General features: G+C 40.2%; 10 protein-coding genes. 1 reads left to right on the top strand and 9 read right to left on the bottom strand.

The annotated features are described in order from the left end of the window. Positions 1-77 precede the first annotated feature (77 nt). A complete protein-coding gene (locus ACZZZC_RS09410; RefSeq protein ID WP_463487028.1) occupies positions 78-287 on the bottom strand; it encodes a hypothetical protein in 210 nt (69 codons plus the stop codon). Positions 288-490: 203 nt separating this feature from the next. On the opposite strand from ACZZZC_RS09410, the gene ACZZZC_RS09405 reads away from it, so the two are divergent. Continuing rightward, entirely contained in the window at positions 491-1,381 is an 891-nt protein-coding gene (locus ACZZZC_RS09405) for a helix-turn-helix domain-containing protein (RefSeq protein WP_463487027.1), read from the top strand. 5 nt (positions 1,382-1,386) lie between these two features. Here the strand turns inward: ACZZZC_RS09405 and ACZZZC_RS09400 are convergent, their stop codons facing one another. The 8 genes from ACZZZC_RS09400 to ACZZZC_RS09365 all read right to left on the bottom strand — a co-directional run bounded on the left by ACZZZC_RS09400 (position 1,387) and on the right by ACZZZC_RS09365 (position 14,343). Next, positions 1,387-2,106 carry a DJ-1/PfpI family protein gene (locus tag ACZZZC_RS09400; RefSeq protein WP_463487026.1) on the bottom strand — a complete coding sequence of 240 codons (720 nt, stop codon included), beginning with the start codon at positions 2,104-2,106 and terminating at the stop codon, positions 1,387-1,389. 578 nt (positions 2,107-2,684) lie between these two features. After that, positions 2,685-3,554, bottom strand: coding sequence for an ROK family protein (locus ACZZZC_RS09395; protein ID WP_463487025.1), 870 nt, complete (start codon positions 3,552-3,554; stop codon positions 2,685-2,687). A gap of 5 nt (positions 3,555-3,559) precedes the next feature. Then, entirely contained in the window at positions 3,560-4,741 is a 1,182-nt protein-coding gene (locus ACZZZC_RS09390) for a glycoside hydrolase family 76 protein (protein WP_463487024.1), read from the bottom strand. A gap of 27 nt (positions 4,742-4,768) precedes the next feature. After that, entirely contained in the window at positions 4,769-7,123 is a 2,355-nt protein-coding gene (locus tag ACZZZC_RS09385; RefSeq protein WP_463487023.1) for a GH92 family glycosyl hydrolase, read from the bottom strand. A gap of 24 nt (positions 7,124-7,147) precedes the next feature. Continuing rightward, positions 7,148-8,353, bottom strand: coding sequence for a glycoside hydrolase family 76 protein (locus ACZZZC_RS09380; protein WP_463487022.1), 1,206 nt, complete (start codon positions 8,351-8,353; stop codon positions 7,148-7,150). A gap of 49 nt (positions 8,354-8,402) precedes the next feature. Next, positions 8,403-9,530, bottom strand: coding sequence for a SusE domain-containing protein (locus ACZZZC_RS09375; RefSeq protein WP_463487021.1), 1,128 nt, complete (start codon positions 9,528-9,530; stop codon positions 8,403-8,405). A gap of 13 nt (positions 9,531-9,543) precedes the next feature. Next, positions 9,544-11,166, bottom strand: coding sequence for a RagB/SusD family nutrient uptake outer membrane protein (locus ACZZZC_RS09370; RefSeq protein WP_463487020.1), 1,623 nt, complete (start codon positions 11,164-11,166; stop codon positions 9,544-9,546). 24 nt (positions 11,167-11,190) lie between these two features. Beyond that, positions 11,191-14,343 carry a SusC/RagA family TonB-linked outer membrane protein gene (locus ACZZZC_RS09365; protein ID WP_463487019.1) on the bottom strand — a complete coding sequence of 1,051 codons (3,153 nt, stop codon included), beginning with the start codon at positions 14,341-14,343 and terminating at the stop codon, positions 11,191-11,193. Position 14,344: the final 1 nt, after the last annotated feature.

Raw genomic sequence — 14,344 nt, 5'->3', positions numbered from 1 at the left:
GGCAGCTTTTTGTTCAAAAGCGGAAAAATAATTATTTTCCGCCTGATATAATCTCATAGCCATAAGGCTACACTTATTTATGATTGCCTGTCAGAAGGAAAGGCTTGAACACGCACCGCACGCAATCCTTCCGGCTTCAATTCGATTTCAAATAAAACCTGGCAATCCAGTTTTATTTCGTGGATCGCTTCAAAGAGATCAAATAATATTTGCTCATCTTGCTTGTCTGTTATTTCTCCCAATCCAAGTCTTGGGTTTATATTGGTTACTTTACCTAATCGTTGCATAATGTTTACAAAATTGTTTTTTTAGTAGCGGATATGGAGCGGTTAATGGCACTAATTCATGAAGGCAAGAATGAACCAACAGTATAAATCGATTATAGAATGGGCTTAGGCTGCTGCAATGTTGATTTTTCCTTGCCAGTATTCATTTTAATATATATATTCACTCGAATAACTGAGTTCCATCACATTGACTGAGCCTATTTATGAGTGAAATTTTAATGAAATGCGATCTGGAATCCAGAATAGGCGAAGGTGACTTTAACTTTTATCAGGGTGATGCGTTCGCTAAGTTCATGTCACACAATCAGGAGCCCCATTCTCATAACTACTATATTTTGAGTTTTCTATTCGGTGGCTCTATTCTTCATTTGGCCGATTTTGAAAACGAACGTATCATGGCTCCAGCTATATTATTGCTAGATATTGATCAGATACATACCCACCCCATCGTTAGCGACTGTAAGATGAAATCAATGGGATTTACACCAAAATTCATTGCAGACCGGGGGCCGAGTTTTTTTGAAAAGTTAAATAAGATATTCTCCCGGTCCTGTATTCCAGTATCGATACATGAGATAAACCGCCTTGATAAAATTATTCAACTCATCGAAACTCGGGATGCCAACAACAAGGCGGAGATGGAATTGATCAGTGCACTACTGGATGCACTGGTAACTTATTGTGCCATCCTATCGGATCACCATCCAGATTTGGAAAAAAAGGCGGGTGACATTTATACCAATTTCAAGACTCAATTAAAGCAAAATCACGCTCAGCACCATGAGGTAACTTTTTACGCCGACCGCCTTAATATCAGCGCAAGTGTATTAACCCAGGCGATCAAACAGGCGACATCAAAAACACCTAAACAGCTTATCGATGAGTACCTGCTCCTCGAGGCTAAGCGAATATTGTATTGGTCTGAGATTACAAGCAAAGAACTTTCATGGAAACTGGGCTTTGAAACAGATAGTTATTTCAGCCGTTTCTTTAAAAAATATACTGGCATCACGCCGGGTGAATTTCAGAAAAGTGCAGCTTCGATCAAACATTTTAAAGGCACGACTGATGAACGGGTGGAACACCAGTCGTGAAAATCTTACTTTCTGGGCAAGAACTCCATTGTACCGTAACGGTTGTATACCATTCCATGTGCAATGTCATCTGCAATATCCTTTCCGTGTATCAACTCTATGGCTTGAAGCGCCACATCAATGCCAGAGGTCACACCAGCACCGGTAAGAAATTTTCCGTCGACAACAAAACGTTTTTTCTCCTTTACATTAATCTTACTGTGCGATCGCAGTTCATCAAGCGACCAATGGTGTGTAGTAGCTGACCGTCCGTCAAGCAGGCCTGTATTGGCCAAAATCAACCCTCCCGTGCACACCGACATTGTCATCTGCGTAGCTTCATTTTGCTTAATTATCCAGTCCATCATTTTTTTGTCGGCTGACACTTTCGCGACGATTTCAGGAGACGTACCGGGAATGATTAATATATCTGCCTGAGGCGCGTCATATATATTGTACTTGGAAACCAGGTCAAATACGTTGGCGTCCATGATGACATTTTTATTCTTGGTCGCGGAAACCGTGTAGATATTGTAGTTGCCGTGCCAATTCTTTGCTTTGATAAATACGTCAATTGGTCCGCCGGTATCTACAATCTCAACACCGTCATATACTAATACACCAACATTTATTTTTTTGTCTTTTGGAAACTTGAAATTTGTTTTCGCCTGTTCTTGGGCATGGCCATTCTGGCAAAACACTATCCCTACCATTATTATAGTTAATAAAAATCCGATTTTTTTCATTTAAATATCTCTTGTTAAAAAAAGTTAATATGCGATCATTTTGTATTGCCGGCAAGCCTTTCACATAAGCAAAGATAATTACGCACCAATTGGCTTTGATTATACTTTTGCTATAAATTCTTTCACTTTTACTTCATCACCAGGTTGATGGGTTTGATATTCAACAAATGATGTAGTGGTTATTATCTTCAAAACTCATTCTACAATTCTGAATTGCAAATTATTTAAAGCCTGATTAGACTTGCGCCGAAAAGAATTGTTTAGCGGGACAATCTGCAGCGACATTTATATATTAACAGCCTAGCTTGATTTAAGGCAAATGGCTTGGTTTTCGAAAGCGTTGACAAACCATTCACGAAGCTGTATGGAACCTGATTGGGTATGCTTTGGATACCTATTTCAGAAATGGTCATTGGGATGAAGAGCATGACTGCGAGCCAGATGCTTTAGGTAGGAATATTCCAAAGCTCAAAAAGGTAGCGAAACAATTGCTGCCTCTCAGATCTTTTGAACGAACGAAGAAATGATGATGATCTCCGGAATGGCATATCAGATTTTACCTGCAGGATGATTTGGTGCTACTTTAGGGTTTGAACGGTACATGCAGCACCAATCAATGCTGCGTTCTCGCCTTTTTCCGAGATCAATATTGGAACGTTAACTGACCTGGTATTTAAATAATACTTTAACTGAGGTAAAAACAGAGCGGATGCCCTGGCAATATTGCCTCCAATAACGATACAATCAATGGTCTGAATCTTAATTAATTTAGCAAAAAACGTACCCAGATTTATGCTGAATTCATCAAAAACCTGAAATAAAGGATCTCCCTTCTCAACCTCTTCTATCAATTCTTTAACATTGGGAACGGATTTTCCGGAATAACCGTTGTATCTGGAAACCAGCCATTTAGAAGAAAAGAAATCCTCACAAATACCTCCCATAAACGGATATTGCCAATACTCGGCATCAAGAGCAATGCCATCTTTTCCTCTTGCAGATCCAAAACCTGTTCCTAAAGTGAAACCCATTACATGATGATAATCTGCCGCTAATCCATGTGAAAGTTCACCTTGCAAAAAGCAGCTCGCATCATTTACAAATGAAATTTCCTGCACTGAACCTGCAAGCGATTTCAAGATAAGAGACCTTACATCTAATTGATAAAGGGCATCAAATTTTCCCATTCCTTTCATGTAAGATATACCGCTGGCATAGTCAAATGGACCTGGCATCGCGATGGCTACCTTTCCCGAATGTGCCGTAAATTGGAGACTTTTCTGCATTACCGAACTCCAGGCGTCAACAATTTCATTCACACTTCCTTGAGAATTGACTTTTGCCCTTTGCAATGAACCTTCAATAATTATTCCGTTGGTGACATTTACGAGAGCAGAAGTAATGTGAGATCCACCAATATCGACTCCTAAAATTATATTTTTTTTCATATCAGTTATTTACGCTCTATATTTAACAAACCCATTCTGGCATATAGCTCTGCAATACAGGCTTCATCAAGCAACCATTTTGGTTTCTTTTTTGACACATCATCCGATGCCCATTTAGCCGTTAAGAAGCCATACTGATCAGAAGATTTCTCCCACGCTTTATTTAAATCAGATGCAACTGCACGAATGTAAATTGGATTGCCATTTACATGATAAAGTGCTTCATAACCACGAAATAAAACAGTAACAAACCATGGCAGATCAATATTAAAATACTTGTCCTTTCCCTCATTTTTGTTTGAAAAAAAACGATAAGAACTTTCGGCCACCGTTTCGGCTTCCTTTAAATACTTTGATTCTTTGGTAAACTCATATAGTAAGACGGATGATTCGAGCATCGAACCCGTATTGTAGGTATAATAAACCTTATTGGGCTTACCATCCATTTTTACATCGTTGTAATAAATCCCATCCGGGTTTCTAAGTCTATTATACATCCAGTTATAAAATCTTTTTCCCCAGTTCAGGTAAAGCGTATCATTTGTACATTGATAAAGTTTCAATGCAGCGAGCGTAGACATTCCATTGCTACAAGCAGGTTTTTGATCTTTATGTCCTTCTACCCAATACACACCTCCATCAAGCTGCTCATCCCATCCGCTAAGAATAAAATTGAAGGCCTCTTTTGCTTTTAAGATATATTTGGGGTCTTTTGTATTTAAATGAGCTTCGAGGTAATCAATACAAACCAGCGCATTATCATCATAATACCGATCTGATTTTTCCAGCATCGCTGGGTATGCCTGGTAACCAACCGGGCTTCTTGTCGTGTCTCGATAGGTCCAAACGCCGATAGACAATGTATCCAGATATTTATTATATTTCTGCTTCAAATCCGGATATCGGACCAAAACGTTTGCGGCAGAATACATCCCTGAAAAGGGCCAAAGGAAACTTACCTTCTTTTCATCAACGTTCTCGCCCTGAAAATAATCCAGTGAAACCTTTTTTCCAGTGGGATAATTTTCGGTAAACAATCCAGGATATTGTTTTACCCCATAGTGCGTCCAAATTTTATCAAACATGGCTTCTGCCCTGTCTTTGTACAAGGTGTTCTGTTTTATTTTCTGGCTAAACCCTTCTATACACGATATCAGGCAGATAAGCATTAATGGATATTTCATCATGTGAATTTTTGATAGTGGTTTAGCTACTTACTGCGCTGAAGGTGGTGGTGTTTTCACGCCCCAGTTTTGATTGGGTTTGCTGCCCATTTTCAGAGTGAGGGTTCCACCTTTCATAATTTCCTCGCGATATATCCACGCATTATTGAGCACTTTCCCATTCCACATGGCAGATTGCACATATACATTTTGTTTAGAATTATTGCTGGCTTTAATCAATAGTTTTTTCCCGTTACCCAGTCGTATTTCTGACTGATCAAACAGGGGACTTCCGATTTGAATCGCCGGGCGCGCATCGGCCAGGCCTTTTACATCAAATAAACCTATTGAGGACATCACATACCAGGAGCCCAACTGACCTTGATCTTCGTCCTGGCCATAACCGTATCCGTGTATGCTTTCTGTTCCGTAAAATTCATCACATATCGCCCTTGTCCATTTTTGTGTTAACCAAGGAGATGAGGAGTAATTAAAAAGCCAGCTAATGTGTAGATTAGGCTGATTACCATGATTATAAAGCGACTGTATGCCTGCAAAAGCATCAATAGTTTTTCCTCCACCGAAGCCATTCTTCTGCGAAGTTTGGAAAATATCATCCAATCGCGCATTAAATGCTTTATTACCTATCTCTGCAATTAATGCCTTTGGATTCTGAGGCACATAAAATGTGTATTGCGTGGCATTTCCTTCCTGAAAACCTCTCCAGGCCTCCAAGGGATTGAAATTATTTATAAATTTTCCGTCTCCAGTTTTTGGCCTGATGAGTTTTAATTCCCGATCGAATAATAACCGCCATCCATTTGATAAATCCAACAGTTTTTTATAATCATCAACTTTTCCCATACTTTTTGCGAGTTGAGCGGCAGCAAAGGCACTATAGCTATATTCCATGGTATGCGAACCTGAAAAATGCGAGCCAGTTGAGTCGGTCTTATCCGCATCTAAATAAGGTACAAAGCCCTTCTGCACAAAGCTTTTGGTATCAGTTTTCCCTGATCCTACCAATCTATTCCTGTAATTGAGCTCATTGCCCAATACCGCTTTGTAGGCTAAATTTAAATCGTAATCCCGTATTCCTGATTGGTAGGCACCCGCTATGGCGAGCCCGACAAAATTGGTTCCTACTCCTGAAACAAAATTGCTATTGGCGATTCCATCTCCAAACCAGCCCCGCTCCTTATAAATTTCCAATTGTGTATGTACAAAGTCGTTATAGTGTGAAGGATAGGATAAAGCCCATAATTGGGTAATGTTCCAAAAACCGCCCCAAATGGCATCGGTGTTCATAAAATTATAACTGAATTTCCCATTTTGATCTTTAGGCAGTTGTCCGATTGAACCATCGTGTCGTGGAAAATTGCCATTAACATCGCTTGCTACACCTCGTCCAAGCAGGGCATGATACAAACCGGTGTAGAATTTAACCAGATCAGCATTATTTTTAGTCGAGACTTTCATCTTACCTAGCTCATTTTGCCATTCAGATTGGGCGGCCTTTTTTGCTCCCTCGAAATCGAGATCAGCAGCTTCTGTTTGCAAATTAAGTTTAGCATTGGCTACAGAAGTGTATGACAAGCCTACTTTAATCTCCACGCTTTCATCCTGCTTGGTTTGATACCCTAAAAATAATCCAGCGCCAATACCCGAAGCTGTTTTAGTATTCAAATTAGTTTCTTTCTGGTTGAAAGCGCCAACGGTGCTTGGTTTTTTATTAAGAATTCCATAAATATACATCGCTACTCTCCCACCTTCATCGTACGTTTTAACATATTTCGGATAGGTAATTACGAAGCCTTCGAAATGGGTATCATCAATCATTTTTATTGATGCATCGGTCACCGGGCCACTTTCGCCCTGCACATTTCCAATGGACAAAATGATTCTGGAGTTATCATTTTTGGGGAAGGTGTAGCGGTGGAAACCCACTCTTTTTGTAGCGGTAAGCTCTGCTTTAATATTGAAAGCATCAAGCAGCACCGAGTAATATCCAGGTTGGGCGATTTCATTTTTTCGATCAAAAGCAGAACGATAACCACTTCCAGTTTTATCCAGCAAGCCAGGAACCGTTTTTAGTTCGCCCGCGGTTGGCATAAAACTAACGCCCCCTACCTGCCATTCGTGAAAATGAACAAAGCCTTCAATAGAATTATGACGGGTATCATAACCGACAGCTTCCCAGCCTTGATTATTCCCATAACTTCCATTGGTTGAAGGGGCAAGTTTAGCCATTCCATAAGGCACAGCTGCAGGCGTATAAAAAAACCATCTGCTATGTGCTGTACCGATATTTGGATTTACATACTTTAATATATCCTGTGCGAGGGTACACGGCACCACGAAAAGAGAAAGCATTAAAATTAAGATTGATTGATTGGCCGATTTCATAAGGAATGTGACTTAAAAACTGGGTTAATATTTAGATAATAAGGCTTGGATACGTTGCATCCAGGCTTGGTCAACTGTTTCTATTTCCGGTGATCGGTTCTGACCATCGAAGCCTGCAAAGAAATAATAACCATTGGTTGTTTGGTTTCTGTTTGCAATATTTAACCGGTTAATATTTTCTTTAGCGTACACCAGCCAGTTTTCATTTTTGTCTGCCTCATATAACCGAATCATTGCCTGTGATCCCCATGCGCACCATGCTGGGTTAATCCGGGTTTCATTGGTATTAAAAATATAACCCTTCCATACAGCATTCCAAAGGGTAATGTTCATGGCCTTACCAATATTTTGCGCTCGGGTTAAATAAGATGGGTCATTCATAATAGTGCTGTATAAGATAAAAGCTTCAACCATGATAGCATTATCATACGTAAACTTATCTGTATGTTTTTTCCCATCCCCTGGACCATCAATTTTCCAAATATATAAACCGCTGATGGGATCATACATTTTGGCATTTAACCAGTCATTTACCTGTTTCGCCCAATCACGATAAATGCTTTCACCAGTTAAGCTATAAAGTTTTAAAAACAACTGAAGGGTCAGTCCATTGGTTTGGGTAGGTTTCTCAGGTTTCAATGTATTCCAGTAAAAACCGCCACCGTAAACATTGTCCCACAACCCGCTATTGATTAACCAATCACCACAGGCTTTGGCCTTCGCCAGATAAGCTTGTTTGTCTGCTCCTGTGGTAACCTCATAAGCCTCCAGGTAAACCATACCACTGAGCGCATTATCATCCACATATTTATCACCACCTGCGCCCGTCCCATCTAAATTTACCGCAGCAAAATATCCACCACGCAAATCTTTTTTATCCCACATGTTTTCCATGAATTTAAAGGTATTGTTCATGTAAGACAGGTGTTTGCTCTGGCCCACTCCTACCATGGCCGCATCTGCATAAATCTGGCTTACATTATACCACTCATAACTATTGTTAGCATGGTTTGTGGTGTTTGCCCGATAACTGTAACTCGCTGTCAGTAAATTACTTGTAGTAAAATTGTGAGTTTCTTGCGCAAGCTTTAGGTAATCTATTTTAACTCCTGGTCCTGTGGGCGGCACTACAGGTGGAGGGGTAACCGGATCTACTGTCGGATTCTTTTTACAAGCCGTCCAAAAAATGACAGACAAAATCAAAAAGGAATTAATAAATAACTTTTTCATGGTTAGAATTTTGATCCATCGGCCTGAACCGATGGAGGTGTTAAGTAAATTATTGTGTGGTAACCGTATGACTATAAGGTTCGTTAGCATTTAAATTTGCTACAACCTTCACACTTTTATTATCAGCTGAGGGATTAAATTTATAGGTATTATTCCACTGATCGTTAGTAACTGCATTAAGATAAAAATAAGATGCGCCTTGCCCAACAGGACTAACATTATTCACGTTACTGCTTCCTAAATAACGAATGCCTGCTGAGGTGTGCATGGCAAACTTATAGCGTTCATCTCTTCCCCATGAAAACTGATAAAATACAACAGGAATATTTCCCGATTGCCATATACCGTTTGAGGTGTAAGTTAACTGACCAATTTCATTCCCGTATGCTGACATATATAAACCCAGGCTTTGTACTTCAACAGCATCAACAACAGTTGCCACGTTGAAATCATATTTCAGATAAAACACTTTAGGGGAACCAGTAACTGTGATAGAAGATGTTCCTTCTTTTACCAGCGAACCTTCCGTATAGAATTTTCTACCCGCCGGAGTCGTTTTATCAACCAATTGATAGCTGCCAGGTTTAAGTGTCGTATAAACTTCGAAGACACCCTCTTCGAGTTTTTTCAATTTTATGGCTTTGCTAATATCATCACCCACTTCCGTAGCAGAACCTGTAAGGTAAAGATCAGTTGGCACTTCGGCAAAACCTGCCGGCCGCTCCAGTTGCAAAATCCTACTTTCCTGACCAGGCTTTCTATTGGATGCTTTAGATGCGATCACCGTCCATTTGATATTTCCGGTACTTGAAGAATTAATGCCACATAATGCCGCCACTTTGGTCAGGTCTTTGTGTGAAATAGTAACCTGAGACTGTACACCTGCACCATCCGAAACCACTTTATATACAGGTTTAGAGAAGTCACCGCTTTCCTTATCAAAGGCAACCTCGTATAGAATAAGCCCACCATCCTCTGCACTCGCAGCTGTCCACTTAAATTGTTGAGTGGCCAATGCATTAGAGGGCGTTAATTTAATACTTTGAAGATTTTGAGGAAGGCTCAAACTTCCAATGGGATTAATATTCTCATTGAGCTCTTTTTCATCCTTTTTACAGGATGTAATGGCGAGCAATGATACTGCCAGTAAAACGAATATTGATTTTATTTTTTTCATGTCGTTTTTAAATTTAGTAACCTGGGTTTTGAGTTAAATTTTTGTTTAGGCTAATTTCACTTGATGGAACTGCCCATAAATAATCTCTTTGGGCATTGAATTTACGTTGTTGCGTGCGGATGTATCCATTATCGATATTTTGATCTGCGGCGAATTTCGCACCATGAGCAAAGCCGTTCATTGTTAATTCGGCCACTTTCCACCTTCTCAAATCATCTACTCTTAATCCTTCCATTGCCATTTCTGCCCGGCGTTCCCTGCGGATGACGTTAGTTAAATCTGCACTAGGAAAATTTAATGCAGCCGCATCGGTAAAACCGGCTCTTGCGCGAAGTGCTCCGATTGTTTTTGCCCAAATAGTAGCATCCATTTGTCCTAAACTATTTTTGGCTTCGGCGTAGGTTAGCAGCACTTCGGCATATCTGAACAAATGCAGATTATTACCGGAAACAAAACTCGACAAGGCACTTGGGTCAAAATATTTCCGCCAATAATAGCCTGTAGCCGATGCACTCTGCGAACCCGGTGAATACTCATCAAGCCCAGGTTGAACGGGATCGGTGCCTGGTTTGATATAAATGGTTTTGGTACTGTTATTTGGATTTACCCAGGTATACCTATCATAAACTACGGTAGCAGTCAGTCTGGGATCGCGGTTGATATATGGATTGCTTTCCACATAGCCAGAACCTGTTTCCTTAATTCCTCTACCATTCAGCATTACATAATCATCCACTAACTCTTGTGTAGGCGCCATGTTACTTACCCTTCCTCCTACGGTTCTTGGAGCAAAATCCCAAAAGTTTTGCCACGTTCTGATGGTTGGCACATATTGCAGTGATAATATACTTTCGTTATTGGTTTTATTTGTAGCAGGATCACTAAACAATGCGCTGTAATTTGGCGCAAGTGAGTAGGTACCGTAGGTTTGCTGATTGTTGATCAGTTTCTCACAGACTGCGATCACCTCTGCAGTTTTATTTCCTTCGTATAACAAAGTTCTCATTTGTAAGGCCAATGCAGCGCCTTTTGTAATTCTGCCGTTTTCACTAGCAGGTAGCTGGTCTTTACTTGGAAGATTGGGTATAGCACTTTCCAATTGACTTACAATGAAGGCGTTTACCGCGGTTTTTGAACTACGCGGAATGGTTTGCGCCTCTTCAGGAGTTAGATCATGATCAGGAAGCGGAACATCGCCATACCATTTGGTCAAATTAAAAAGTGCAAAAGCCCTCATAAATTGATTTTCGGCTTTCATCCGGGCAATGGTAGCGGCTGGGAGGGTCTTGTTCTGATCTATATTTTCCAGAAAAATATTTACAGATTTTATCGTACGATAATAACTGGCCCAATCGCCCTGAAATTTCCCGGTCAATGCGTTTGCATTGCCACTGGCAATCAAATTCAGGTCACCAGATGGCGAATAGGCGTTATCAGAAAGTGCTTCAGGCTCAAAGTATAATGAACTATTATAAAGCAGACTATAATTATTATTCAACGCATTGTTGACATTTACATCAACTGTCCAGAAAGTTAAATCTGAAAATCGATCGGTTGGTGCAATATCCAGTTTTCTACAACCTGCTAATGCAATAATTGCAGCGGCTGTAAGGAAGGCTTTATGTAGGTATTTCATGTTTGTTAATTCTAACCGTTATCATTAAAAAGTTATGTCCAGTCCCGCGCCGTAAAATATAGGAAGCGGATATGCACGGGCACTATTGGAGCCGGAGCCCAGGCTTAAGTTGTTGCCGAATTCAGAGGTTTCCGGATCAATAAATTTAAGTTTGGAAAGCGTAAAGAGATTTTGTCCAATCAGTGATACCCTGAAACGCTTGATACCGATCTTATTGGTAAATGCTTCTGGTAAGGTATAACCTATGTTAACATTTTTTAAACGGGCATAAGCCGCATCGTACTTGTAAAGATCTGATCCAGTACGCCAGTTATTGGTATTTGACGGCGAGCCGATATTTGCAAAAATTGGGTAACGGGCATCAGGATTATTGGGCGTCCAGTAATTGGTCATGTGCTCATATACTGTTGCACCATATCCATAATGGAATGGCTCAACCAATTCACCACGCAAGAAAGTTTCGCGTTTACCAACACCTTGAATAAACAACTGTAAATCAAATCCCTTTACCGCCAGGCGGTAGGTGAAACCGAAAGTGTACCTTGGAAATGGATTGCCTAAAACTGTTCTATCCTTGGCATCAATAATACCATCATTGTTCAGGTCTTTAAATTTTACATCACCAGGCACTACAGGATTACCGGCAATTTTGGGTGAATTGGTTACATCGGCCTGATTTTGAAAAAAGCCATTGGTTTGATAGCCATAATATTGCGTAATTGGCTCGCCAATTCTTCTTAACAATTGAAAAACATCCTGATTAATAATTTGCTCGGTTGCGCCTCCTGATAACTGAAGCAACTTATTTTGATTATCAGCAACATTTACGCTGAAACTTTGGGTTACATTTTCACCACGTAAATTATAAGTTAAAGAAGCTTCCCATCCTTTACTTCTTACTTTAGCCACATTAAAATCGGGGGTGGCTGCTCCAAAAATAGCCGGAATATCTTGTCTCGGTTGTAAGATATCTCTGGTTACTTTATTAAAATAATCGAAAGAAGCGGTTAAACGATTTTCAAAGAAACCAGCATCGATTCCAACATTTAATGCGGATGCTTTCTCCCATGTCAGATCTCTATTTGACAAAAGCGTACCCGCACCTCCAACAGGCACATTGTTAAAGCCATAAGCACTTGCGTAGTTAAAATAGGTGGTCTGATACTGGAAATTTCCAACATTCTGGTTGCCCAGCACGCCATAGGTTGCACGAAGTTTTAAATTGCTCACCGTATTTTTCATGGATTGCATAAAAGATTCCTGTGTAATAATCCAGCCGGCACTTACCGAAGGAAAAAAGCTACCCCGGTTGCCTTTGGCAAACTTCGAAGAAGCATCATATCTTGCTGTAGCTTCTAATAAATATTTGTCCTTATACGAATAATTCGCTCTTCCAAATAAAGAAAGCAGGCTATTTGAATTTATGGCCAGGCTATTACTTGAATTAATTGGATCAACCAAAGTTCCGGTAGTTGGTGTACCCAGTAACTGATCAGTTAATGTTTTTTGAAGTTGAAATCCGCGTTGCGAATAATTCTCACTAGATGCACCAAGCTGAACCTTGAAATCATGTGCTGCTATTTTTTTACCATATTCTAAATATACCTTGGTATTAAAAAGTTGTGATTTACTATTTCCATCCAACACAGAGCGATCGTCGCCATACACACCTGATGGTAAATAATTAACCTGAGTACGACGAAAGAATGTGCCATTATTTTGCAAGGTTCCACCGAACTCACCCGTAACTTTTAAATCATTGGTAATGTTAAACTGACCATTGAATGCACCAAAAATTTCGTCATTGTCGGCTTGATTAAAACCACCTTTTTCTAAAACACCATATTCATTATATTGTGAAGCGACAGGATTGGTTAAATAATTACCATTCTCATCCTGCCAGCTATAATTCAGTGGCACACGGTTAGCATCTGCAAAAATATTATTGTCTCCAACGCTGTTGGTTTTGTTTCGGGTTTTGGTATATAGGAGAATGAAATTCGTTTTAAATTTCCCAACCACATTGCTCTGGTTTAAACGTAAGTTGTATTTCTGATAACCAAAATCTGCTCCTTCACCACCATTGCCAATAAAATTACTTCCCTGATCCTGAAAGCCAGCGGAAACGTAAAACGAACTTTTCTCGCCTCCGCCTACCATGCTGAAATTATGCGATTGCTGTGGGGCAGTACGTAAAAGGTGTTCGATATCCCAGGTCCCGTTACCCTGATCCTTAAGTTGTTGTATCTGATCAGGCGTGTAAGCTGGACTAAGGCCAGAATTCACTAAGGATTCATTCTTGAAATAGGCATTTTCCCATGCCGGAACTTTTTTCACCAGCACATTTGCATCCTGAATCCCATAACTTCCATTGTAAGAGACTGTTGTTTTTTGATTTAATTTCCCACTTTTGGTCGTGACTAAGATTACACCATTAGCCGCTCTGGAACCATAAATGGCCGCGGAACCAGCATCTTTCAGAACCGTTACACTAGCAATATCATTTGGATTAAGGGTATTAAGATTTCCCCCAACAATTCCATCAACCACAACGAGCGGGGTGTTGTCACCCAGGGTACCTACGCCACGGATATTCACCGTTACATTGCTACCTGGATTTAAAGAACTTTGTTGAATAATCAAGTTTGGCGATTCGCCCTGAAGTGCCTGATAAACATTTAAAACTGGTTTATTTTCTATGCTTTTGGCATCTATGGTATTGATTGCTCCGGTTACCGAAACCCTTTTTTGTACTCCATAGCCAACCACAACTACATCTTCCAATGAATTATTGGCGTCTGTTTTCATGGAAATATTTATCGTTGTACGCCCGCCGATTGCCACATCCTGACTTAGGTAACCTAAATAGGAATAGGTCAGACTGCTTGATCCGAGGTTATCCGGAACCGAAATGGTGTATAGTCCGTTGGCATCTGTCACGGCACCTATCGCAGTACCTTTAATTTGGACGCTGACCCCGGGAAGCCCGATTCCTTTTTCGTCAACTACCTTTCCCTTGATGGTAAGGATAATCCTTTCAATTTTATTTATCGAGGCGGGTTTCGTTAAAGCCAATGAATGATTTGGTAAAAACGGAATCAAAAAGATTGCCATTAATGCAAATTGCCAGTGGGGCAATCGCTTAAGTTTGTCAATTGGGTAAAATTTAGGTCTCATA

The sequence above is a fragment of the Pedobacter sp. AC212 genome (assembly GCF_979258625.1).
Note: the sequence above shows the minus strand (reverse complement) of the source record. Positions and strands in the feature narration are given on the sequence as shown.